The 23,213-nt window shown below is 61.3% G+C and carries 20 protein-coding genes; 17 read left to right on the plus strand and 3 right to left on the minus strand.

All coding sequences use genetic code 11. The features are described 5' to 3' along the window. The first annotated feature begins 4 nt into the window (after window positions 1–4). Entirely contained in the window at window positions 5–2,338 is a 2,334-nt protein-coding gene (locus tag SJY26_RS03870; RefSeq protein WP_396594836.1) for a S8 family peptidase, read from the plus strand. Between the two features lie 360 nt (window positions 2,339–2,698). Here the strand turns inward: SJY26_RS03870 and SJY26_RS03875 are convergent, their stop codons facing one another. Continuing rightward, window positions 2,699–3,856, minus strand: a complete 1,158-nt coding sequence (locus SJY26_RS03875; RefSeq protein WP_396594837.1) for a tyrosine-type recombinase/integrase — start codon at window positions 3,854–3,856, stop codon at window positions 2,699–2,701. A gap of 322 nt (window positions 3,857–4,178) precedes the next feature. After that, on the minus strand, window positions 4,179–4,535 hold the full coding sequence (locus tag SJY26_RS03880; RefSeq protein ID WP_396594838.1) for a hypothetical protein: 357 nt from the start codon (window positions 4,533–4,535) through the stop codon (window positions 4,179–4,181). A gap of 341 nt (window positions 4,536–4,876) precedes the next feature. On the opposite strand from SJY26_RS03880, the gene hsdR reads away from it, so the two are divergent. From hsdR to SJY26_RS03920, 8 genes are all read left to right on the plus strand, one after another. Further along, on the plus strand, window positions 4,877–7,225 hold the full coding sequence (hsdR, locus tag SJY26_RS03885; RefSeq protein ID WP_396594839.1) for an EcoAI/FtnUII family type I restriction enzme subunit R: 2,349 nt from the start codon (window positions 4,877–4,879) through the stop codon (window positions 7,223–7,225). Next, a complete protein-coding gene (locus SJY26_RS03890) occupies window positions 7,222–8,694 on the plus strand; it encodes an N-6 DNA methylase (protein WP_396594840.1) in 1,473 nt (490 codons plus the stop codon). The genes hsdR and SJY26_RS03890 overlap by 4 nt, the downstream gene beginning before the upstream one ends. Beyond that, a complete protein-coding gene (locus tag SJY26_RS03895; protein WP_396594841.1) occupies window positions 8,691–10,424 on the plus strand; it encodes a restriction endonuclease subunit S in 1,734 nt (577 codons plus the stop codon). Before SJY26_RS03890 ends, SJY26_RS03895 begins: the two co-directional genes overlap by 4 nt. Continuing rightward, window positions 10,424–12,301, plus strand: coding sequence for an AAA family ATPase (locus tag SJY26_RS03900; RefSeq protein ID WP_396594842.1), 1,878 nt, complete (start codon window positions 10,424–10,426; stop codon window positions 12,299–12,301). Before SJY26_RS03895 ends, SJY26_RS03900 begins: the two co-directional genes overlap by 1 nt. Then, a complete protein-coding gene (locus SJY26_RS03905) occupies window positions 12,301–13,341 on the plus strand; it encodes a hypothetical protein (protein WP_396594843.1) in 1,041 nt (346 codons plus the stop codon). The genes SJY26_RS03900 and SJY26_RS03905 overlap by 1 nt, the downstream gene beginning before the upstream one ends. A 476-nt stretch (window positions 13,342–13,817) precedes the next feature. Then, on the plus strand, window positions 13,818–14,390 hold the full coding sequence (locus tag SJY26_RS03910) for a hypothetical protein (protein WP_396594844.1): 573 nt from the start codon (window positions 13,818–13,820) through the stop codon (window positions 14,388–14,390). Window positions 14,391–14,599: 209 nt separating this feature from the next. Continuing rightward, on the plus strand, window positions 14,600–14,992 hold the full coding sequence (locus tag SJY26_RS03915; RefSeq protein ID WP_396594845.1) for a hypothetical protein: 393 nt from the start codon (window positions 14,600–14,602) through the stop codon (window positions 14,990–14,992). Between the two features lie 109 nt (window positions 14,993–15,101). Beyond that, the gene (locus SJY26_RS03920) at window positions 15,102–15,488 is read left to right on the plus strand and encodes a hypothetical protein (protein ID WP_396594846.1); all 387 of its coding nucleotides are present in this window, start codon (window positions 15,102–15,104) and stop codon (window positions 15,486–15,488) included. A gap of 302 nt (window positions 15,489–15,790) precedes the next feature. Here the strand turns inward: SJY26_RS03920 and SJY26_RS03925 are convergent, their stop codons facing one another. After that, window positions 15,791–16,048: a helix-turn-helix domain-containing protein gene (locus tag SJY26_RS03925; RefSeq protein ID WP_396594847.1), complete on the minus strand. Its 258-nt coding sequence runs from the start codon at window positions 16,046–16,048 to the stop codon at window positions 15,791–15,793. A gap of 133 nt (window positions 16,049–16,181) precedes the next feature. Here SJY26_RS03925 and SJY26_RS03930 point away from each other — a divergent pair, with 133 nt between their 5' ends. The 8 genes from SJY26_RS03930 to SJY26_RS03965 all read left to right on the plus strand — a co-directional run bounded on the left by SJY26_RS03930 (window position 16,182) and on the right by SJY26_RS03965 (window position 22,755). Next, window positions 16,182–16,634, plus strand: coding sequence for a hypothetical protein (locus SJY26_RS03930; RefSeq protein WP_396594848.1), 453 nt, complete (start codon window positions 16,182–16,184; stop codon window positions 16,632–16,634). A gap of 684 nt (window positions 16,635–17,318) precedes the next feature. After that, a complete protein-coding gene (locus tag SJY26_RS03935; RefSeq protein WP_396594849.1) occupies window positions 17,319–18,365 on the plus strand; it encodes an AAA family ATPase in 1,047 nt (348 codons plus the stop codon). Window positions 18,366–18,704: 339 nt separating this feature from the next. Beyond that, complete coding sequence (locus SJY26_RS03940; protein WP_396594850.1) at window positions 18,705–19,040, plus strand: hypothetical protein; 336 nt, start codon at window positions 18,705–18,707, stop codon at window positions 19,038–19,040. 186 nt (window positions 19,041–19,226) lie between these two features. Further along, a complete protein-coding gene (locus SJY26_RS03945; protein WP_396594851.1) occupies window positions 19,227–19,736 on the plus strand; it encodes a hypothetical protein in 510 nt (169 codons plus the stop codon). Window positions 19,737–20,087: 351 nt separating this feature from the next. After that, on the plus strand, window positions 20,088–21,242 hold the full coding sequence (locus SJY26_RS03950) for a tyrosine-type recombinase/integrase (protein ID WP_396594852.1): 1,155 nt from the start codon (window positions 20,088–20,090) through the stop codon (window positions 21,240–21,242). Between the two features lie 248 nt (window positions 21,243–21,490). After that, window positions 21,491–21,679 (plus strand): hypothetical protein, encoded by a 189-nt coding sequence (locus tag SJY26_RS03955; RefSeq protein WP_396594853.1) that lies wholly within the window; start codon window positions 21,491–21,493, stop codon window positions 21,677–21,679. Window positions 21,680–21,960: 281 nt separating this feature from the next. After that, the gene (locus SJY26_RS03960) at window positions 21,961–22,236 is read left to right on the plus strand and encodes a hypothetical protein (protein WP_396594854.1); all 276 of its coding nucleotides are present in this window, start codon (window positions 21,961–21,963) and stop codon (window positions 22,234–22,236) included. A 6-nt stretch (window positions 22,237–22,242) separates the two neighbouring features. Beyond that, window positions 22,243–22,755 carry a hypothetical protein gene (locus tag SJY26_RS03965; RefSeq protein ID WP_396594855.1) on the plus strand — a complete coding sequence of 171 codons (513 nt, stop codon included), beginning with the start codon at window positions 22,243–22,245 and terminating at the stop codon, window positions 22,753–22,755. Window positions 22,756–23,213: the final 458 nt, after the last annotated feature.

Genomic DNA, 23,213 nt, shown 5'->3' on the forward strand with positions numbered 1-23,213 from the left:
ATTGATGGCGCGATACGACCACCTCAGGCTCGTACGCCTGCCTGAGCAGCTGGAGCGCCGCAAGACCGGGGGCGGTCAAGCGCCAGTCAGGGATGCGCCTGTTCACGGTGCCAGAATCCGCAGCGAGCTCGACGCCGTCATCGAGACCCAGAAGCGTCGACGTCGCCCCGATGCGATTAACCCCTCCCTGATCCTTCGGGTGCAGATGAGCGGGCCGTTGCTTGAACAGGAATGGGAGAAGGTGGGCCTCACGGTCTTGTCGACCGACCCGGACCGGACACTGGTGCTCTTCTCGACGACCGACGATCTGACAGAGTTCAGAGAAAGGCTCGAGGCCTTCAGCCTGGGCGTGCCGGAGGGCCAGAAAGGTCCCTCCTTCGCCGCCTTCATCGGCGGCATCGAGACGATCGGCGATGTCGAGCCCCGCGACCGGATCGGCCTTCGGCTCAAGGAGGAGGGCTTCAACAGCCCGGACGACTTCCTCGCCGATGATCCCTATCGCCTCGACATCGAACTCTGGGACCTCGGCCGGCGCGACCAGCGCACGCGGGCGCTGGAAGACATCACCGCCTATGTGGAGGCCCGAGGCGGCGAAATCCTCGACCAGTATGTCGGCCCCTCGATCACCATGGTCCGGATCGAGGCCATCGGCGCGCTGATCCGGACCCTATTGACGATCGAGGAGATTGCCACGATCGATCGACCGCCCCAGCCCGATCTGGAGGTCGCCGAACTCCTGCAACTGACGCTCGCGGACATCCCGCCCTTCGAGCCGGACGGCGACGATCTCCCGGTCATCGGGGTCATTGACAGCGGCCTGAATGCCCACCCCCTTCTCGACGACATCGTCGTCGGCTCCATAGGCGTGCCGGCCTCCCTAGGTACGGCCGATGATCTCGGTCATGGAACCCGTGTGGCGGGAGTGGCGATCTTCGGCGACCTCCGCGCCCAGCTGGCGACTCCCGCACTGACCAGGGTCGCGCGTCTGGCCTCGGCCCGGGTCGTCAACCAGCACGGCCGTTTCGACGACAAACGCCTGGTGCCGTCACTGATGCGCGAGGCGATCACGACCCTGAACGGGCGGTTCGGTTGCCGGATCTTCATCTCCTCGCTGGCGGACGACAAGCACGTCTATCGCAGCGCCAAGGTCGGAGCCTGGGCTGCCACCCTCGACGAACTGGCCCGGGAGCTGAACGTCGTCATCATCGTCGCCGCAGGCAACCGCCTGCCCCGTTCCGGCAGGCGCCTCGATGAGGGGGTCACCGACTATCCCCACTATCTGATGGAGCCTGAAAACCGGCTGTTCGAGCCGGCGGGCGCGCTCAACATTCTCTCGGTGGGGTCTCTAGCCCATGGCGAGGGTCTGGACGAAACCCTCGCCGACGACGTCAAGGGCCGGCCGGTCACCCTGGCGGGCGAACCCTCGCCCTTCACCCGCGCGGGCCCGGGAGCCGGCGGTGCCGTGAAGCCCGATGTCGTCGATACCGGGGGCACTATGATCGTCGACCCCCTGACCGGGCGCATGCGCGGTGGCGACAGTCTGGCGACCGCCGGCGTCCTGACCCTGCATCACCGCTATGTCGACCAGCTCTTCACCACGGGGTCAGGAACCTCCTATGCGGCGCCCTTGGTCGGCTCCAAGGCGGCCCAGGTGCTGCGCCGGTTTCCCACGGCGTCAGCCAATCTGATGCGCGCCCTTCTGGTCGGATCCGCCCGTCAGGACGCGGCCGCTCTGGCGCGGATGTCTCCTCTCGGCGATGACGCCCTGAAGGCCGTCTGCGGCCATGGGCGGGTCGATACGGAACGCGCGGCTTTTTCGGACGACGCCCGCGTCGTGCTCTATGCGGAAGACGAACTCCCAGTCGACCACTTCGCCATCTATGAAGTCCCCTGCCCGGAGATGTTCCAGACCGGCGGCCGCCGCTCGATCCAGGTATCCCTCGCCTACGATCCGCCTGTCCGACACACCCGGCTCGACTATGCGGGCAACAAGATGAGCTTCAAGCTCCACCGGGGATGCGCTCCGGATCTCTTGTTCGATCATTACCGCAAACGCGCGACCGAGGACGGTCGCCATCCGGATCTCGAAGGCCGGTTCACTTGCAAGATGGAGCCCGGCTCAAACGATCGCGGCAGGAACAGCGTCCAGATTGGCCGCGTGACCTTCGTGAGGGACTCTCAGGATCCCGACCCCTTCTATCTGGTGGTGCGTTGCGAGGGCGGGTGGGCGACCGATATCGCGCCAAGACAGGCCTTCGCCGTCGTCGTAGAAATGGCCCTCGAGACCGAGGTTCGGCTCTACGAGCGGATGAGAACGCGAGTGCGCGTCACGGCCTGACCTCGCGAGCCGAGCGCGTCCGATAAGGGCCGTCCAATCTCGCGCTTCGGGGACCACACGAGTGGTCCGGTCTTTGCGCGGTAACACAATACCGCCAGCTAATCCTTACACCTCCCCCTGTCGCCACCACGACCTGGGTCTTCCGGCGTCTGAGCCCCTAAGACGCAATAAGGCTTCGCGGAAAGCTCGAAATAGGCGTGCGTCCGTGTCGGTCCCGCGAGTGTTTGGAAACGACGTTCTGTGGAGGGGGGGGTAAGGGAACCGACGCCGAGAGCGGCTGACCCACTGCACCCGGGTCGACCATACGCGCTGATTTCTACGACTTCTCTCTTGGTGGCCGACGAAGATCGGTCTTGTCCATCAGACCAACGGGTTGAGCATCCTATCGACTGCACGGGAGACACCCGCTTTCTGCACGTCTTCGAACAGCATGGCGTAGCGCTGAGTTGTTGACGCCTGAGTGTGTCCGAGGCTCTTGCCCACTGTCACAAGATCGGAGCCCGTCGAGATCATGAAACTTGCCGAGGTGCGCCGAAGGTCGTGCGCTCTATGGTGACCAATGCCAGCGTCAGCCAGGATCGCTTTCCACGGCCTCTTTAGATCGCTCCGAGGCTTGAGGCCGCTCCGACCAGGGAACAGTAGCGACTGGTCGGCGGCTTCTGCTTTCATCTGGACGAGAATCGATACGGTCTCAGGTGCCAGATGAAGTCTCTGGATCCGCTTGGTCTTGGTGTGGCTTGACGGCTTGATCCAAAGGCCTCGTTCGAGGTCGAACATCCCCCATTCCGCATTGAGCACCTCCCGCAGGCGTGCTCCGGTGAAGAGCAACAGCCGGATGGCGTTCGCTGGCGTCTGATCTGGGTGACGATCGCAGGCAGCCAGAAGAGACTGCACCTGTGTCTCTGACAGGTAGGACCACCGTTGGTCTTCCTGATACCGTTCTACACCCTTGCACGGATTGTCTGTGCGCCACTCGTTCTGGATCGCCAGCGTGAACATCCGGCTCAAGACGGCACGGATCCGGTTCGCTTGGTAGCGCCCTGCAGCCTGTTCAGTGGCGGTATGGATCTTCCTCACATCGCCGGTCGAGATGTCCTTAACCTTCCGGCCCCCGAAGGCTGGGATCGCGAAGCGGTCGAGGAGAGCCCGGGCGTCCTTGATAGTCTGAACCTTGAGCCGACTTGGGCCGTAGACGTCGCAGTAGTGATCGGCCAGTCCCCGGAGGGTAACAGCAGCTCTCGACTCTCGCCGGTCTCGACTGGGATTACCGCCGCAGTCCACGGCCACACGATGCTCGCGAGCGATCTTCCGAGCCTGTTCCACCGTCATTGCAGGATAGCTGCCGATCGTCATTCGGCCCTGTTCGTTCGTCTTCGTGCGGAACTGGAATACGAAGCTCTTCGAGCCAGCAGCCGTGGTCCTCAGGCCGAAGCCTGGAACTTCCGAGTCCCACAACCGACTATCCGGCCCTGCGAGGTCTATGTGGGATTTGGTGATACGCTTCGTCGCTCGGGTCATCTTCGCTCCTGAAGGACGGAGCTACGAGCACGCGGATTTGGAAGCAATGTGGAAGCAGGGTCGCCCGTAGGGACCGTTACACAGCCGTATACCCCCGTGTTCAAGGCGCTCTAACCAACTGATATATAGCGCTTAACCGTACAAGTCCGTGTTCCTCAGTGGTTAGGTGGTCCATTTCGTAATGCGGGGGTCAGGTGTTCGAGTCACCTAAGCGGCACCACCACTTCCCGTAGGACATGGACCCGGCCTGAGGCGGAAGTGCCTTCCGGCTGGGCGCGGTGGTGGGTCCCTCGTGGGAAACCATTAAGCCCGAAGCCGACGATCATCCGGCGGGCTGATCCGGGGGATCGAACTTAGCGTCCGGGTTGGGCTGTGAAACGAAGCTGACGACGTAGTCGCGAAGGCCGAGCGCTCCCTTGCCGATAGCGGGCGCGACGAACGCGCTCAGAATGATGACGAGGATCATCAGCGTCGGGACCATGGCTACCGGCTTGTCACCGACGGCATCGATGCCCGGGGGAAAAAATCTGACCTTAAGGTGCGGTTGCTCGTTCGGCGCGGCCGGAGGCATGGGGTCGGGAGCGGGAAGCACGACCCGGACGGGCAACTCAGCTTTGGATTTTCGGGTGAACACTGGACGCAATGCCTCATTGAAAAAATCAACGATGACGTTGGTCAAGCAAGAGGTATGGAGGGGCGATTCGCAGAAACCTCCAAACGCCGAATTACGTCTAGAACTCGTATTGCGGGCAGTAGTCCACAGGCAGTGGATATTCCCCCCCGATGATTATGGAGTTTTCGAGCCAACGTGTCCCTCAAAAGAGATCGATGAGATCGATCAAGACTTTGAGCGGCCATAGCGCGACGATGCCCACGTGGGAGGGCCGGCCATAGCTCTGCGTAGGTAGCGATCCACACCAGCGAGCAGCCGCAGACACACCGCCCTCTGCGCTCGCCGCCGCTATCTTCCCTGTGTCATATCAACTTATAGATTGGTGAGGGTGATTTTCGGGGCAGGTCTTGGACAAAGCCGACAAGCTTAAGCTGAGCGAAATCGACATCTGCGATCTGTTCATCACGCCCGCCATCAAGAAGGCGGGCTGGGACCCGTTCAAGCAAATTCGCCGGGAAGTGACGCTCACTCCCGGGCCCGTCGTTGTCCGGGGCAACCTCGCGTCTCGCAATCGGAAAAAGAAGAAGTTCGCGGACTACGTGCTGTCTTGGCAGCCCGGCATGCCTATCGCCATCGTTGAAGCGAAGGAGAATGGCCACTCGATAAGCTCCGGCCTCCAGCAGGCCCTAGGCTATGCGGACATCTTGGATCTCCCCACCGCGTTCAGTTCCAACGGCGACGGTTTCGCATCTCACAACCGAGCGGCCCCCGCTGGCGTGGAGACCGAGACCGAACTTGCTCTCGATGCGTTTCCACAGCCGCAAGTCCTGTACGACCGCTATCGACAATTTCACCGGATCTCGAACGAAGAAGCCCCGCTTGTAGAACAGCCTTATCATGTGGACGGCTCCGGCAAAGAGCCGCGTTACTATCAGGTTGAGGCGGTAAATCGCACGATTGAGGCTGTCGCCAAGGGGCAAAGACGTGTCCTGCTGGTCATGGCGACCGGCACTGGAAAGACCTACACGACCTTCCAGATCATCTGGCGGCTGTGGAAGGCGGGCGCAGCCAAACGCATACTCTATCTCGCCGACCGGAACATTCTCGTCGATCAGACCATCGTCAACGACTTCAAGCCGTTCGGCGACGCCATGACCAAGATTCGCAACCGGACAATTGATCCGGCCTACGAAATCCACCTCGGGCTGTACCAATCCCTGACCGGGCCCATTGAGGCTGACAAGGCGTTCAAATCCGTCTCGCGGGACTTCTTCGATCTGATTGTGATCGACGAATGCCATCGAGGTAGCGCCGCCGACGACAGCGCATGGCGGGAGATCCTCGACTATTTCGACAGTGCCATTCACGTCGGTATGACCGCGACGCCCAAGGAGACCGCTTATGTCTCCAACATCACCTATTTCGGCGATCCCGTTTACACCTACAGCCTCAAACAGGGCATCGAAGACGGGTTCCTGGCACCCTACAAAGTCATCCGCATCGATATCGATCGCGACGTTGATGGCTGGACGCCGCCGCCGGGGACACTTGATGACCTGGGCAACGCTGTTGAGGAGAGGGAATACAACCAGATCGACATGGATCGGATACTGGTCCTCAACAAGCGAACCGAGCTGGTGGCCGAACGCGTGATGGCCCATCTCAAGGCCACCGATCCAATGGCCAAGACGATCATCTTCTGTGAAGATATCGACCACGCCGAAAGGATGCGGAAGGCGATCGTCAACGCGGCCGGGAGCTTGGCGCGGGACAACTCCAGATACGTCATGCGTATCACGGGGGACAACAATGAGGGGAAGGCTCAACTCGACAATTTCATCGACCCTGAGCAGCCCTACCCGGTCATTGCAACGACCTCCCAGCTTCTGACGACCGGCGTCGACGCGAAGACCTGCAAGCTCATTGTGCTGGATCGCACCATCAACTCGATGACCATGTTCAAGCAGATCATCGGGCGTGGCACCCGCATCGATGAGGACAACAACAAACTCTTCTTCACGATCATGGATTTCAAGAAGGCGACCGAGCTCTTCCGTGATCCTGATTTCGATGGCGAGCCCGTCGTCATCATTGACGGTAACGATCCGGATGGGTTCGAGGATGAATCCGAAGACTTCGATCACGAGGATGAGGACGAAGATGACGGTCCTTCATCGGGTAGCCGAAAGATCGTCATCAGCGGTGTACCGGCGCGCATCATTGCTGAACGTATCGAGTATGTCGGCAGCGACGGCACGCTGATCACGGAGAGCTATAGAGACTTTGCCCGCAAGGCGATCACCAGCGAGTTCCAATCGCTGGATGAGTTCATCCGCAAGTGGAGCCAATCCGACCGCAAACAGGCGATCATCGACGAGTTGGAGGAGCGCGGCATCGTGCTCGGCAACCTCCAGGAGGCGGTCGGGAGGGACTATGGCGACTTCGACCTGATCGCCCATATCGCCTTCGATGCGCCGCCCCTGACGCGGCGTGAGCGGGCCGACGGTGTGAAGAAGCGCAACTACTTCGCAAAGTATGGCGACAAGGCGCGGGCTGTGCTGGAGGCCCTGCTCGACAAATACGCTGACGAGGGCATCGCGACGATCGAAGACGCGAAAGTGCTCCGGCTGAAGCCATTCGACAGCATCGGCACGCCCATCGAGATCATCCGTGGCGCGTTCGGTGGCAAATCGGGCTACGAGGCCGCCCTTCACGAGCTTGAAGACCACCTCTACCCACAGGCTTCCAACGAATGAGCAACGTTTCCGGTGCGATCAAATCGATCCAGGACATCATGCGAAAGGACGCCGGCGTCGACGGCGACGCCCAGCGCATCAGCCAGATGGTCTGGTTGTTTTTCCTCAAAATCTATGATGACCGTGAGGCCGAGCTGGAGATTGTCGATGACGACTATGTCTCGCCGATCCCCGAACACCTGCGCTGGCGCAACTGGGCAGCCAATCCCGAGGGCCAGACCGGCGAGGGCCTTTCGGATTTCGTTAACCTTCACCTGTTCCCACGGCTGAAGGGGGATCTCCCGACGATCGGCGACGTGGGCAAGCGTGCGCAAATCGTACGCAGCGTCTTCGAGGACGCTAACAATTTCATGAAGTCCGGCACGCTGATGCGGCAGGTCATCAACAAGATCAACGAGATCGATTTCAACAACACCGACGATCGCCACACCTTTGGCGACATCTACGAACAGATTCTCAGGGATCTGCAGAGCGCCGGGAATGCGGGTGAATTCTATACCCCCCGGGCGCTTACGCGCTTCATCATCGACCGCCTGAATCCCCGGCTGGATGAGGTGGTGTTCGATCCGGCCTGCGGCACGGGGGGCTTCCTCGCCTGTGCGATCGACCACAAGCGCCGGCTCGTCCGCAATCACGAAGACGAAGCCCTGCTGCAATCCACGATCCGGGGCGTGGAAAAGAAGGCGCTGCCGCACCTGCTGTGCGTCACCAACATGATCCTGCATGGCATCGATACACCCTCAGGCATTGTCCACGGCAACACCCTCGAGAAGCCATACCGCGAGTATGGCGAGCGGGACCGGGTACCGGTCATCGCCACCAACCCGCCGTTCGGCGGCATGGAGCAGGACGGCATCGAGAACAACTTCCCCGCCACCCTTCGCACCCGCGAAACGGCGGACCTGTTCATGGCGCTGATCATCAAACTGCTGAAGGGAGGCGGCCGCGCAGCGGTGGTGTTGCCCGACGGCTTCCTGTTTGGCGAGGGCGTGAAATCATCCCTGAAGCAGAGCCTGATCGAGGAGTGCAATCTGCACACCATCGTCCGCCTGCCCAATCAGGTGTTCGCGCCTTACACGGGGATCAAGACCAACATCCTGTTCTTCACCAAGGGCATGCCGACCAAGGACGTCTGGTTCTACGAGCACCCCTATCCGGAGGGGGTGACGAGCTACAACAAGTCAAAGCCAATGCGTTTCGAGGAGTTTGCGCCGGAACAGGCTTGGTGGGGCGATGAGGCCGACGGCTTTCGCGGTCGGAAGGAGACCGAGCAAGCGTGGAAAATCGGCGCAGAAGACGTCGCCGCGCGCGGGTACAATCTCGACCTGAAAAACCCCCATACCCGTGAGTCCGCAAGCCACGATCCGGATCAACTGCTTGCGGATTACGGCCGGCAGCAGCAAGCGATCCAGACGATCCGCGATCAGCTGAAGACCATCCTTTCCGACGCCCTCGGGGGACGGGCATGACCTCTGACCTCGCCACTTTGGTCAGTGACAATCTCGACGTCTGGACCAGCGCCATCGAGCGGAAGTCCGGCCCCGGACGCGGGGCGGGGAAGAAGTTCAGTCACTACGGTATTGAGCGGCTACGGGCCTTGATCCTCGATCTCGCCGTGCGGGGAAAGCTAGTTCCTCAGGACGCGGAGCATAGCCCGGCTGCGGAGCTGCTGAAGGACATCGAGGCGGAGAAGCTCAGGCTATTCAGGCGCAGTGCGGCGAAACGCATGGCCCCAGTCAAGGCGCCGGCCGCTTGGCCGTTTGAGATCCCGGAATCCTGGGTATGGTCGCAGATCGGTACGATCACGAATTACGGCGAAACTCAAAAAGCAGATCCTGGTGAGGTCGATGACGACACATGGGTTTTGGAGCTCGAGGACGTCGAAAAGGGCTCGTCGAAACTGCTTGAGAAAATTCGGTATTCGTCACGCCAGTTTCAGAGTCAGAAGAACCGATTTCGTCCGGGAGATGTCATCTATGGAAAACTGCGACCCTACCTCGACAAGGTTCTGATTGCGGACGAAGCAGGCGTTTGCACAACCGAAATGGTTCCAGTGCGTGGCTATCATGCCCTAGAGCCAGCCTATCTCCGCTGGTACCTCAAATCGCCGTTCTTCATTAGGTTCGCCGATAGTTCCACCCATGGAATGAACCTGCCGCGCGTCGGAACCGACAAAGCGCGAGTTGCACCCATCGCCCTCCCCCCTGTGGCCGAACAACAGCGTATCGTTGCCAAGGTCGATGAGCTCATGGCGCAGTGCGACGCGCTGGAGGCGGAGAGCGCGTCGGCGCTGGAGGCCCATCAAGCCTTGGTCGAAACGCTGCTCGCCACGCTGGTGAGCGCCGCCGACCCCGCCGACCTTGCCCGCCAATGGGCGCGCCTGGAAACCCAATTCGACACCCTTTTCACCACAAGCGCCAGCGTCAAGGCGCTACAGCAAACAGTTCTCGAACTCGCGGTCCGAGGAAAACTAGCAACGCAGGATGCGAGCGATCAACCTGCAGGCGTCATGCTATCAGCTCTAAAGAAGGCTACATTGAAAGGCGCTTCCAAATCGAAAGCCCACCCCTCGATCACCAGTCAGGAACAGCCATTTGCGTTGCCGGCCGGTTGGAAATGGGAGCGCTTCGACAACCTTATGCGGCCCGACATGCCAATCGCCTATGGCGTACTTGTGCCCGGCGACGACGTGCCGAACGGTGTCCCCTTCGTCCGGATTGCAGACCTTTCGATTGATAATCCCCCACCCCTACCCGAAAAATCTATCAGTGCAGAAGTAGACGAGCAATACGTACGCACCCGCTTAAAAGGTGGCGAGATATTGATGGGTGTCGTCGGGAGCATCGGAAAGCTTGGCGTCGCTCCTGTCAGTTGGGCTAACGCCAACATAGCGCGAGCTATTTGCAGAATTGTGCCTTCTGATGATGTAGATCGCGGTTTTGTACTTTGGCTGCTGCAGAGCCGCTTTATGCAAAACGGATTCAGGGGGGATACGCGGACACTTGCTCAGCCGACGCTAAACATCGGTCTGATTCGATTGGCTCCCACGCCAGTTCCCCCCCTCGCCGAACAGAAGCGCATTGTTGCCAAACTGGATGAGTTGATGGGGCAGTGCGAGGCGTTGAGGGCGCGCATAGCCGACACCGAACAAACCCGCAAACACCTCGCCGACGCCGTTGTCGAACGGGTCGCCGCCTGATGCGTCTCCGCTCCGTCTGGATCAGCCAATACAAGAACCTTCGCGACTTCTCGATCACCTTCGAGGGCGAGGGGTTCATCGACATCTTCGTCGGCAAGAACGGCTCCGGAAAGTCGAACTTCCTCGAAGCCCTGATCGAGATCTTTCATCACATCGGCTCGTCGAGGGCTGGAACCGAAGGGCCGACTTTCGACTACGAGCTTCGCTACGAGATCAGCAGCCAACAGGTCCATCTGGCGTGGCGCGACGGCGACTTCGCCGTCAATGGGACGGCCAGGCGGCAGACGATCGGCCGAACGCCTGCCCCTGACCATCTTCTCGTCTACTATTCCGGCCAGAATGAAAAAGTGTCGGGTCTCGTGCAGCGGTACGAGCGGGATTTTCGAGACCGCCTTCAGCGGGCGACGGACCCCATCACACCCCGCATCGTCGGCATCGGGCCTGCCTGCAAGAAGCTGCTGATCGTGACGATGCTTCTCCTGCCAGAAGCGTCTGTCGCGCGACAAATCCTTTGCAGCAAGCTCGGCATCCTCGGCTGGGGGAGCACGATCGAACTGACGATCTCAAGGCCGGATTTCGCACCGCGCGGCGATCACGATCCCATCGATCCCGAACAGATTTTCTGGGGCGTCAAGGGTTATGCGAGGACCTTCCTGCAAAACCTGCTCGACAGCATCGAGGGCGAGTTCGCGCCCGGCCAACTCTATGATCGGGAGGCCGGCGTCTACCGGCTGATCTGCAACGTCGATCGGCTGCGGACGGAGTTGGCCGATGAAAGCGGCGTCGTGCTTTTCCGGTCCCTCGATGCGCTCCGGGTGCTGGGAATGCTCGACGACATCCAGCTCCGCCTTACCCTCGAAGGCTTTCAGGTGTCGGGCCTCGACCTGTTCAGCGATGGCCAGTTTCAGTCCGTCTACCTGTTCGCCGTAGCGGAGCTGTTCAAAAACCAGAACTGCGTAGCGCTTCTCGACGAGCCTGACGCCTTCCTGCATCCGGAGTGGCAGTTCGAATTTCTCCAGCAGGTCAGAGAAATTTCAGAGGAGGCCGCGCGAACCAACCACTTTTTGCTGACCAGCCATAGCGCTTCGACCGTGGCAGGGAGATCGGGCGGACGACTACGATTGTTTGCGATTGGCAGCGCGGGAGCGACGGCCGAGCTCAGCGAGAAAGCGGATTTGATCCGGTCGCTGTCCGCGGGCCTAATCACTTTTTCCGAGACAGAAGCTGCACTGAATATCGAGCAGCTGATCGCGAACACGACGGGTGCCGTCCTGTTCACCGAGGGTGTGACTGACGCTGAGATTCTGAGAACTGCATGGGAAAAGCTGTTCCCAAACCAGATCCGTCCGTTCGAGCTTGTGCAGTGTTTCGACCGGGGGCACATGCGCAAACAAATGTCTCGGCAAGAGATGTATCAAGCCAACCCTGGACGAACGTTCTTCGCCCTGTTCGATATTGATGATGCTTTTGGCGACTGGGCTAGGGTCGGCGGCGTCAACTCTGCGGCCGTGGCTGCCGGGAATCTGGAACAACCTGACCTGACACGGGGCTTGGTGTGCAAGCGCGCGAACCAGCGTGGATATGCGATGTTGCTACCGGTGCCCGCGGGCCTCAGCGTTAGAACTCAGGTTTTCAATCCGGCAACGGGGCTGACCTTCGGTGACAAGTCGCGCCTGACCATTGAGCTTCTTTTCAGGGACGTCGGGGGGCTCGAGGCTCATTTCGCAGTGGACCCTGAACACCCTGCCGGCTGGGAAAAGTTCATCGGCAACAAGGTCGCCTTTGCTCAGGAGGTCGTGCCCGGCCTTGATGCTCAGCACTTTGAGCCGTTCAGATCCGTGTTCGAGTTCATCCAGGCAAAGATCGCGCATCCCTGATGGCCCAGGACCCGATCGTCACGATTCGCAACGTCCGAAGCCTCGACGACCTCATTTCGCTTGAGCACAACATCCAGAAAGGCGCGGCGGAAACGCCCGAGACACAAGCCGCCATCGAAGCCCGATACGCCGATTTCGGGCGCACGATGGTGGCTGAGAAAACCGGGCTCGACCTCGAGAGTCTAAGCCCGGCCGAGAGCCGAATCCTCAACGCCATCGGCCGCTATGTCGCCCTCCAGAAGCGCGACCGGAAAGGCGCGTCGCGTACGTTTCAGATCATCGCTAACCGAGGCTTGATCGACGCCGCAGAGGTTACCGTCGGGAGGTCGAGGGTCACCCAAGGGTTTGAGGTCCTGGATGACGCTGACATGCGCGGCCTGTCGTTCGAGCAGATCATTGTCGACTATCCGGACGAGTTCTCGGCCCGAGCGCTGTGGTTCGCGAACCGGACCTTGGGTTACCCAAACGAACTCGCGAAGCCGCCGGCTGATCTGGGCACGGTTACCCAGCAGCGGACAGAAAAGCTGATCGACTGGTTGTCGATGCGGGCGCAACGGAACGGCGGATTGCTCAACGGCTACACCAATGCCGAACTTGGCCAACATCTGGGCTTCGACGATCTGACCAGGCACGGACGGCACCTCGGCAACATGCAGTCGCGGATCGATTTCGGCTGCTACAAGGCGGACGTGCCGCCCTTGGGCCTTTGCGCGGTGGAGCATTTCGCTCGTGGCTGGGCGACCGAGTACCGCCGCTGGGCCTACCCGATCGATACGATGCGGCAGAGCGCCCAATCCTTCATCTGGACTGATGAGACGCTGGATCGCATCCGGCTTAACACGCGCACCCTTCCAGGACAGGCCGCCATTCCATGGCGGAAGGAACTCTTGGCGCACGAGATCCGGGTGCGAACTTGGGCCGAATCTTTGGCGCCATCCGATGTGAGGTCGAGCCGGAGTTCTGGAGGCCGGGTCGCCGGAGGCGCTCGATCTGATAGAACTCGAAACGAAGCTTCTCAGCCGAAAGCCAGAGGTCCGTGAACGTGTCAGCAAATCCATCGAACGGAGCTCGATAGGAAGAAAGCTGAAGCGAGCGAACGACTTCAAGTGCCAGCTATGCGAAGCCTTGGGGCTTAACCCAATAGGTTTCTTGAAGGCCAACGGCGAACCCTACGTCGAAGCTCACCACGCCACGCCGGTATCGCAGCTAGAGGTTGGGTCCCTCGCGGCCAGCAACATCATGATCCTCTGCGCCAACCATCACCGGGAACTACACTACGGAGACGTTGGACTTTTGCGTGAGGAGAAGGAGTTCCTAGTTAGGCTCGGCGGGGAGGCCTTCCGCATCAGACGTTTCTCGGTCTAGGCGCACTCCAAACCGAGACAGAATCTCTGTCACCCCGGCTGTGCAGCAGATCGAAAGCGCCGGTCTTTGCGATGTCGAACCCGCTCCCAGCCTTGACTGCCCCGCAAAATTCCTTATAAGGGATTATAAGTGCTAGGAAGGGCTTGCAGTCATGGCTGTTATCGCACGGTCTGAGGCGTTGGCCTCGGTTTTTCGGACAGACGCGCGGACCTTCGGCCCTCAAGTTTGGCTCGATCAGGAGCACGGTCTGGTGGCCGGAGTTTTCCCATCACCGATGGTGAAGTTCGACTTTGCCTCGGAGAAGACTGTCGCCCTTTTCGGGGAGACACGATACACAATGCCCAGCCCTGCCGCGCCGAAGCGTCAAGTTTCGCTCCTCCACGAAGCGAAACGCGTGGGTCAGATCTGCGAGATTGAGACAGCCGACGCGATCTACCGCCTCGGTTCAGCCACCCAGATGCTCATTCACGGACTTGACCTGATCGAAGAGGCGCGACCGGGGACGATGGAAAAGCTCTCGACTCGCAAGAAGCAGAGCAAACGTCCCGTGGCCAAGACCCGGGCAGCGCTCTACGACATCGAGCATCCCGAATCCCATTCTGCCCAGCTGAAGTGCGGTTGGTACGTCGGAACAAACAACAAAGCATCAGAGGCGCGGGGGGTCCTGCGCCAGGCCGCGGAACTCGCCGGCCTCGTCTGGGGCAAGGACTTCACCGTTCGATGAGCATGACGAAAGGGCCAACCCAGATCGCGCAATCCTCGGTATCTTATTTGAAGAACGTCTAACGAGCCCAGCCTTCAGCACTGGTGCACGGTAGAGCTTGGAAGCTAGCCCGTTCGGCCAAACCCGCCGACCTCCCTTCACCAACCCATCCGAAGCCCTCGTGACCAACGTCGCGGGGGCTTTTCTTTGCCCGGAAAGGACCCACTACCGTGTTGAAGTTGACCGACCGCGCCGCCGTCAAGGCGACGCTGACCGACCCCACCATAGACCCCGAACTACGTGCTCTGATCGGCCTACGTGTCTGGCAGCTCGACGACGTGCGACACCAACCCCTCGGCGAGACCGTCCAGTTCGTCGTCGTCCAGCCGGGGGACACTCCCGACACCATCCACGAGTCCGTGGGCTTCCCGATCTGCTGGGACCAAGCCGACCAACCGGGCTGGGAGTGGATGGAGGACCACGGCGCGTGGTTCGAGCTCGCCTACGTCCTGAGCGACGATCTCGGCTTGGTGGTCTTCGTGGCCGACCATCCCGACACCAACCCTACCCTCCTGTTCAACTGCCTCGGCGTGGCCGGCCGACCGGCATCGAACCCGTCGTGATCGCCTGACACCTCTTTCACCGCTTTCCACCGACCCATCCCCCCGCGCCCTCCGACACCCGTCGCGAGGGCTTTTTCATGCCCGAAAAGGAATTCCCTCGATGCTATCTTTGACCACCCTCGCCGACGTCGGCGGTGCACTCGCCGACACCAACCTCGACGTCGACCTGCGGGCCCTCCTCGGCCTGCGCGCTTGGCAACTCTACGTCCTCCGAGGCCTGTCGGGCGGCGATCACCTCAGAATGTTTGTCGTCCAGGGCGGCGACACCGCGGAGGTCATCAACACCGCCTTGGGCTTCGACATAACCGGGGACCGAGCCGAGCCCCCCAGCTACACTTGGATGGAGGATCACGGGCTTTGGTTCGAGATCTTCTATGGGGGCCAAGGAAGCCTCGTCACCCGCGTCTTCGTGGAGAACGGCCCGGCGACAGAGTTGGGCATCAGTTATCTATGTCTCAGCCACTTCTGGACCGCTGACGACGAGCAAGGGGGTTGAGCCGTCTCCTCACGTTCCTGACGGTCTTGGTTGTCCTTGCGATCGTCCAGGCGGCTGTGGCGGCGCTCGTCATCGTTCTGACGATCATGCTGCTGTTCTACCTCGTCACCCGACCACGTGAGACCCTCGTCTTCGTCGGCACTCTCTTGCTGTTCGGTCTGGCAAGCGCTCGCCCAACCGTCTTCATCGTCGTGCTAGCCGTAATCGCTCTCACGATGCTCGTCGTTGATCCCCTACGGAAGTCCCGGCACCGACTGCTTCTGACGGATGCTCGGGAACACCGATCACCGGGACCGGGGCGGCTAGATCGAGATCTTCTCGGGTAGGCGCCTCGTCACCTCGGCAAACAGCTGGCCGGGGTCAGCACCCATCGCCTTAGCCAGAGCGACGAACTCCAGCACGTCCACACGCCGTTGGCCGCGCTCGATGATCGAGATGAAGGTCTGATCCTTCCCGACTTTGTCGGCGAGCTCGGCCTGCGTCAGGCCCGACTTCTGACGTGCCTCGGCAAGCACCTCAACTAGGTGCCGATGACCTCCGCCGTGGATCGTCTTGGGCATCGGAGAGCCGCCGATTCTGAACCGGCAACCCAACTATATGGAAAATTCCCGTAGGCAGTTTTTCCGTATTCTCGATATGCGATCTTTCCATATGACCGCACTGACGCCTCCTCAAACCTCAAAGGAAAACCCTATGTTCAGCTTCACCAACACCCTTCGGCGGAATGCGCCTAAACGCGCCGTCCCGGCTGCGCTTCTTGCCTCTATGGCCGCTCTGGGGATGCTCGGCGGATGCAACAACAGCGAAGAGCGGGCTCTCGCCCTGGCTTCGATCTCCCAGTGCAACAACCACCAACCCACGCTCAGCATGTTGATGCGGGGCGAGGGAAACTATGGCGTCACGGCGGGTGTAAATGCACGTGTCGCAATCACTGTGGCCGAGGAATGCTCTGCGGGCGTGAAGAAGCTCCGCAAGTTCTACCCAGAACACCCCTGCCTGCCCTTCATGGAGTCGGCAGTGCAGATGGCTGAGCTAGCCCACGAGAGCTACAGCGACCGAAGGCCTCTCACCTCGGACGATCTGAGTTCGAGCCGTCTCGCCCAAAACCGTGCGGTCTGTCTTGCCAGCAACCCGCCCCTCGTCTGAGTAAGCCCCTTCTGCCGTTCGGAGTGGCCACCGCCCGGCAGATAGCCTTCATCGTAGTCGCGGGTTGATCGCTCTGGCGGTGGTCTTTTCCGGCGAGGCGGAAGTGTCAACACGGGCTGCCTCTAACGGATGGCCGGAAACACCGACCACCGGATCCGGTCGGCCAGCTCCGGACCTTCTCGGTTAGGCGCTTCGGCACCTCGCCAAAGAGCCCGGCGAGAGCTTCAGCCGACCTGAAGGCGAGCAGGCTCCCTCAATCCGGGTCGACCTGACCGGCCGGTCATGCACCGGACGTCGACTAAGCGAACCCCTTGCTGGAGCATCAGTAACAAGGACCCGGCATCGCGACCTTCTGAGAGGTGCTTTCAGAAGGTCGCTGCCGGAATCCCTGCCGGAAGCACCTTCCGGCTTATCAGCAAATGATGCCCTATTGGACATGACTTTCAGTGGGCAGCTCTATTGACCGAGCTATCGCGCGATACTTTGGAGAAACGCTGAAAACTCAAATCATTTCGACAGAATGCGAATTTTATCGTTGATTTACATGTGAGACGGGACTTAGGCAGCCACGGGCACGGCGATCCGAATGGACCCCGCGCTGTGGTTGGACCGATCCGCCTCTGCGCTCCAGCGCAAGGGTTCTGGTCCGATCTGGTCTTTGAAATCGTTGAATGGAGAATGCCTATGGAAGACGATTCCGATCGTCCGAAGAACGACGCCCGTGCGCGACACCCGCTGGTTCGTTTCAGCCTTAGAGGCAGCGCCCACGAACTCGAGGCTGAGGCTGCCGATACGAAGCCCCTGCTCGGTCAGTTCGTCATGAATGGCCAAGCCACGATGCTCTACGCCGCGCCCAATACGGGCAAGACGCTGATCACCCTGTATCTCGTCCTCAAGGCGATAGCTGACGGCCTGATCGACCCAGATCGCGTCATCTACGTGAACTCGGACGACAGTAGCCAAGGTCTCGCAGCCAAGGTTCGGCTCCTCGAGGACGCGGGGGCTCACATGATGGCTCCCGGCCACAAAGGCATGAAGATCCCGCACCTGGTCGAGAAGATGACCCAGGCCGTGGAAGATGGATCGGCCAGGGGCACGCTTATCATCATCGACACCCTCAAGAAGTTCACCGACTTGATGGACAAGAAGCGGACCAGCGAGTTTGGCCAAGTCTGCCGGGAATATGTGATGGCCGGCGGAACGATCGTCGCGCTGGGCCACACTCGCAAGAGCCCGAAGGCCAACGGCTCTCCCCAGTACCAGGGCACCACGGACATTCTGGAGGACTTCGACGCGGTTTATGTAGCCGAACTCATGACCGACAGCGGGCGAAAGGACCGCCGGGTGGTTCGGTTCAACATGGAGAAGAAGCGGGCGGATAGTCCGAACGCCGTGGCCTACGCGTACGCCGACGAGCTCGGGATCAGTTACGACGAAAAGTTGGCGTCGGTTGAACCTGTCGATCCGGAGGATTTCACCGCGGACCGAACCGGCGACTACGGCGTCGACATCGTCAAAGTGACGATCGTGATCGGCGATATCATCGGCGACGGATTCGCGGGCGGAAAAGGAGCCCTCGCGGAGGCCACCGCCGCGGCCTGCGGCATCTCAAAGCGCAAAGCGATCCGGATTATCGAAGAGAAGACCGGGAACACGAGAGGTGTCCACATGTGGAATACCCGGACCGGTGAGCACAACACCCAAATCTACCGGCTCCTGATCCACGACTGAGTTGTTGGGGGCAGTTCGCCGTTTTTCAGTTGCGCGGGGGTTCTGACGAAAAGTCGGGTTTTGCCCGCGAAACTGGCTCAACTGAAGAACTGCCCCCCCGGCCGCCACCCGCTCCGGGGCGGTCCAAACGCGGCCCACAAGGGCCGCTCCGGGTCTTCGATGACCCCGGCCATCCCCGCCCCCCAGGCGCTGCCTCAGCGGCAGAGCCTGGGGCCCTCTCGGGGCGACTCCGCGCCCCCGCCGGCACCCCGACGCCCGGCGACCGACCTGTGACCCCGCCGGCTTCAACAGGGAAGCGCGGGGTCACCCCATTAAACCCAAGACTCAAGGAGGCCCTCTATGACGGAGGCACTCGACTGCACTGCTGCGTCCGCCTTCCAAGGAAAACCGGACCTGTACGACCCCTGCGATGTTTACGCAGGCTCCAACGACTACGGCGACGCTGATGATGAAACCCGCATGGTGATGGCGCTGCTAAGCCTCATTGCCGGTGGTTTCAGCGAGGGACGACAGCTGCTCGCTGAGGCTGCGGCAGCGGAAAGCGGCGTCTCCAGTCGGTACGCGCTCGGCGTCCTCGACCGCTTCACCGGCCGGACGTTCGGCGACCATTACTGGACCTTCCACAGGGCCGGCCGAGGTCAACGGCTTTACACCCTGCTGTCGCCCGGGTCGTAGGCGGCGCTGGCCAGTCCAGGGTCCCGATACCCCGACCATCTCCGCATGCGACTCACCACCCCGGCGGCCGCCCTGACGCCCCGCTGGCCGTTTCCGTCCTCGCCTCGAGCTGGCCCATCGCGCTGGCTGCGGCCCGGTCGCTGGGCGGACGCCCCCCCCCCCCAACAACCTTCCAAGGAATGCACAATGACGAAGCATCAAACGCCTCTGTTCGGCGGAAAGCCTGTCGAGGAATGGGACCTGTCATGGGTTCGCGTTCCCGGTGGTCTTGAACGACACCAGTCCCAGCTGACGGAGGAAGTCGGCCTCTACCGCTATACCCTGAACGGCCGATCCATGGCCTTGGGTACAGGGACTGACAAGAAGGGCGGCATTGCCAAAAGGCTCTCCGACTTCATTCGCCTCGGCTGGAGCGGCAGGTACCATCACGCCGGCCAGCTCATATTCGGGCATCGCGACCGGCTCGAGGTGTGGGTGCTGATCACCGGGTCCGGGCCGTACGCGCGCAAGATCGCCCGGCTGCTTAAGGCACCGATGATGGCGTTACATCAGCCTGCCTGGAACGCCCCCGACACCAGCTCAGTCGCCAAGGCGAAGGCCAGGCGGCGGCGTTCAGCGGTTAAGGCAACACCGGTGCCTCGCCCCTACATGCTGCCCAAGCCCAGAGAAGCCGGCACGACGCAGCCTGCGGCCTAGACAGGACCGACTAGCCCCCCGCCCGCATGCCGATCCCAGTCGGTGTGCGGGCGGCCCGGCGTGGCTGTCGGCGGCAGCCCGATCCGGGCGTCCGACTCCTCTGGCGCGGCTGGCCACAACCCGTCGTGCCGATAACGCGGCCCGCTGGGCAGGCCTCGACCCCGGCGATGACCCCGCCATCCGGCCCCCCGACGCGCCGCCCCAGCGGCCGCCTCTGGGGCCTCCTCGGGCCTCCGCGCCCCGTGCGCCCCGGCACCGCGCCGGGTCCGCTCTGCCGACGCCGCCGGTTCGCCGGTCGGCTGGCGCTTCTAATCACCCTTCAAATCCAATCATCATCATCAGGAGATCACCATGCCCTTGGCTACGCTTTCGGCCGCGTTTGTCGCGGCCGCCCAGTGCCCGCCTGGACAGAAGAAAATCGACTTCTACTCCGACAGCTCTCAAGTCACAGGGTTCGTCCTGGAATGCCGCTGCACAGGCGGCAAGACCTACTACCTCCGTTACCAGGACCAAGCCGGGCGCCAGAGGCAAATCAAGATAGCCCGTGTCGAGGACGTTACCTTTGCTGCCGCTCTGAAAAAGGCCCAGCAGCTAAGGTCCGAAGTCGTCATGGGCGGAGACCCGGGCGCGGCCAAAGCTGTCAAACGCGCCACGCCTCTCTACAAGGACCTGGCGGACATGCACCTCGAGCACGCCCGCCAGAATCTGAAGTCGTTTCTGGATGTCGAAGCCATAATGCGCCTGCACCTGCTTCCCAAGCTCGGGCGGATGCCGGTGAACGAGATCGACAGCCGAGTTGTCGGTCAGCTGCTAGCTTCCAAACGTGCATCAGGCCTCGCGCCGGCTACCGTCGAAAAGATCAGGGTGACCCTAGGACGCTCGTTCGAGCTCGGTACGCGATGGAGCGTGCCGGGTACTAGCAGGAACCCCACTAAAGGCCTCGGCAAACCGGTTCAGAACGCCAGAGAGTTCTTTTTGACACCTGAGCAAGCCGAGCGACTACGTCACGCTGCGTCGACTTCCGACAATCCTCAACTTCAACATATTGTCGGCCTTTTACTACTGACTGGAGCAAGAAAGCGGGAGCTGTTAGATGCAAAATGGGAACACATAGACTTAGATCGGCAGACGTGGTTGATACCGACAACTAAAAATGGAAAGCCGCGATATGTACCGCTGTCAAACGCAGCCGTATCGATTATCCGTCGACTTCCTCGATTTCGGGATTGTATATGGTTGATTCCAAACGTGATTACAAAGAAGCCGTTTGTAACGCTGAAGACAGGATGGGCTAGGGCCATAAAGCAGGCAATGCTTCCAGGTCTAAGAGTTCACGATCTCCGTCATAGCGCTGCGAGCTTCATGATTTCAAATGGCGTCCCAATCTATACAATAGGAAAAGTATTAGGTCATTCCAATGTCTCAAGCACTGCTAGATATAGCCACGTTGGAAACGAAGACCTACTTAGGGCTGTAGAATCTGGTGCCGCTAAGCAGATGATCTAAAATTCCCCCGCCTCGCGCGCTGGCTTCGGTCGGTTGTCGCGAGGCGGGGGCCTCTTTTTTTTGAATTGACCCGAAGAGACTGAGCGCCACTGCAATCGACCAGTCACTTGCGAAGGCCGGGACCAATGGTTGGCGGCTGCGGATCCGAGCTCTCCACAGCTACAGGAACATAACGCGAACATTTCCTTGCAGAGAACCGTCTGACGGAGTCACAACCCTCGCCGGGTCGGCAACCTGGAGCGAGACAAATGAACGATCCATCCCTCGCCAAACTGCTGGCCGACCTCGACGCGGAGCTGGCCCGAAAGAACGACGTTGATGCTGCGGCGAGGGACGTTCTCGCCTGTGTCGTGGCCAGGGCCCCCGGCGCTGTGATGCGATCGGCAGCGAGCCAGCAGCTGCGCGCCTTGGGATGCCCGCCATCGTCGGCCGGGTGACCCCATGCCTGATCCAAACCGCCCGCACGTCGCCCGCGAAGATGTCGTGCCGGATCATGGTGAGAGACTGATCGTCCGGTGTGACAACCCCTCCTGCGACCACGCCGTTCTGATGGACCCCAGCCCGGTCTTCGGCGGTCGGCGACTGTGGCCTCGTGAGGGGCGTTCGGACCGGTTCCGATGCCGCTGCGGGCATCGCGAGGCTTGGGTGTCCTACACGCGCAATGCGACCCAGCCCGACGGACCTGTACCGCCCGCCGCGATCGCGCTCTGGTTCTGACGTGGGCCGCAAGAACCTCGACCGCTACACCCCTTCCGACTGGCGAAAGGCGGCCCCAACCGTGCGCGCGGTTATCGAAAGCCGCTGGCAGGTCTACACCGAGTGCGAAGTCTGCGAGCTTCGGATGGTCGCCGACCTGCCCCGGATCGCGAAGGCCAAGGGCGACGCCTTCAGCCTGTGGGGTCAGACCGCTAAGTGCCGGCGCATAGGGTGCCCGGGGCGCGTGATCTTTCACGCACAACCGCCCGGAGCGAACATGACGATCGTGATGACCTGACACCCTGTGCGACTCCACAAGTCACCGATCGCGTGCCACCGTCTGAGCATGTGCAACCTCTACCGCATGCGCTCCGGCCCCGGGGACATCCTCGCAGCAACGCGGGCCATGGTCAGCCAAGTCGGCAACCTCGAGCCCCGCGACATCTACCCCGACTACCCGGCACCGATCGTCCGGACGAACGCCGGCGGGGAGCGCGAGCTGGTCCTGTCGCGCTGGGGTCTGCCGTCATCGAAGAAGGCGCTGTTCGACGCCGCGTCGAAGCGGGCGGACAAGCTGCGCGCCAAGGGCAAGGACGTCGACTTCCCCAAGATCTTGGAGATGGAGCCCGACTCCGTTGGAGGTAAGGGACTATCGCAAGGTCCCGGCCACGATTGGCTGTCGTCGTTGGAATCGCACCCGCATGCTTCGCGTCGGCACCATTTCCAGGCGCTAGCAGGCGATCGAGCTAGGCCTGATCCCTTTATCGATGCGGTGACTGTGGCGAGCGCCCCGACAGGACGATCAGGACTGATCTAAAGCGCATCACCTGAGTCAAAGAGCGGTAAGCTCGGTGACAATGGATTCTGTTCTGCTGAGGTTCGTACCGACGACGAGACGCCTAATAGCTTTGAACCCCCCTAGCCGCCAAGCATTCTCTGACGATCAGCTCACGGCGATCGCGTGCAACTTCTGCGCCGGACCACGCACCGCCGAGGCCTCCTTCGATCGCGCCGATGATGCCGAGAACTGCTGACGCGCCTCCGTCTCCGGCGACAGCCCCGGCGAGGGCTCCACTGATGCCGCCGAGCAAGGCTCCGCCAAAGGATTGGCGCCGTATGTTGCGACCATCCTCGGCACGACCCGCGATCGCCTGGCATTCAGCGACGAGTTGATCGATCACACGGCGACGAGATGCCGGGAACCTTGAGGAGGGGGTTTGATGTCTAGACAGCGACGCGGGTGCATAGGCTCCTACGGCGCTCTGGCAGCAAGGC

The organism is Brevundimonas sp. R86498 (assembly GCF_044598075.1).
Lineage (GTDB): Bacteria > Pseudomonadota > Alphaproteobacteria > Caulobacterales > Caulobacteraceae > Brevundimonas.

What these genes read in the sequence shown, in the direction of transcription:
- SJY26_RS03895 (WP_396594841.1), top strand. Translation starts at nt 8,691, where the DNA reads ATGACCTCTGACCTCGCCACTTTGGTCAGTGACAATCTCGACGTCTGG.
- SJY26_RS03950 (WP_396594852.1), top strand. Translation starts at nt 20,088, where the DNA reads ATGCCCTTGGCTACGCTTTCGGCCGCGTTTGTCGCGGCCGCCCAGTGC.
- SJY26_RS03945 (WP_396594851.1), top strand. Translation starts at nt 19,227, where the DNA reads ATGACGAAGCATCAAACGCCTCTGTTCGGCGGAAAGCCTGTCGAGGAA.
- SJY26_RS03905 (WP_396594843.1), top strand. Translation starts at nt 12,301, where the DNA reads ATGGCCCAGGACCCGATCGTCACGATTCGCAACGTCCGAAGCCTCGAC.
- SJY26_RS03925 (WP_396594847.1), bottom strand. Translation starts at nt 16,048, where the DNA reads ATGCCCAAGACGATCCACGGCGGAGGTCATCGGCACCTAGTTGAGGTG.
- SJY26_RS03955 (WP_396594853.1), top strand. Translation starts at nt 21,491, where the DNA reads ATGAACGATCCATCCCTCGCCAAACTGCTGGCCGACCTCGACGCGGAG.
- SJY26_RS03910 (WP_396594844.1), top strand. Translation starts at nt 13,818, where the DNA reads ATGGCTGTTATCGCACGGTCTGAGGCGTTGGCCTCGGTTTTTCGGACA.
- SJY26_RS03870 (WP_396594836.1), top strand. Translation starts at nt 5, where the DNA reads ATGGCGCGATACGACCACCTCAGGCTCGTACGCCTGCCTGAGCAGCTG.
- SJY26_RS03875 (WP_396594837.1), bottom strand. Translation starts at nt 3,856, where the DNA reads ATGACCCGAGCGACGAAGCGTATCACCAAATCCCACATAGACCTCGCA.
- SJY26_RS03900 (WP_396594842.1), top strand. Translation starts at nt 10,424, where the DNA reads ATGCGTCTCCGCTCCGTCTGGATCAGCCAATACAAGAACCTTCGCGAC.
- SJY26_RS03930 (WP_396594848.1), top strand. Translation starts at nt 16,182, where the DNA reads ATGTTCAGCTTCACCAACACCCTTCGGCGGAATGCGCCTAAACGCGCC.
- SJY26_RS03935 (WP_396594849.1), top strand. Translation starts at nt 17,319, where the DNA reads ATGGAAGACGATTCCGATCGTCCGAAGAACGACGCCCGTGCGCGACAC.
- SJY26_RS03890 (WP_396594840.1), top strand. Translation starts at nt 7,222, where the DNA reads ATGAGCAACGTTTCCGGTGCGATCAAATCGATCCAGGACATCATGCGA.
- SJY26_RS03940 (WP_396594850.1), top strand. Translation starts at nt 18,705, where the DNA reads ATGACGGAGGCACTCGACTGCACTGCTGCGTCCGCCTTCCAAGGAAAA.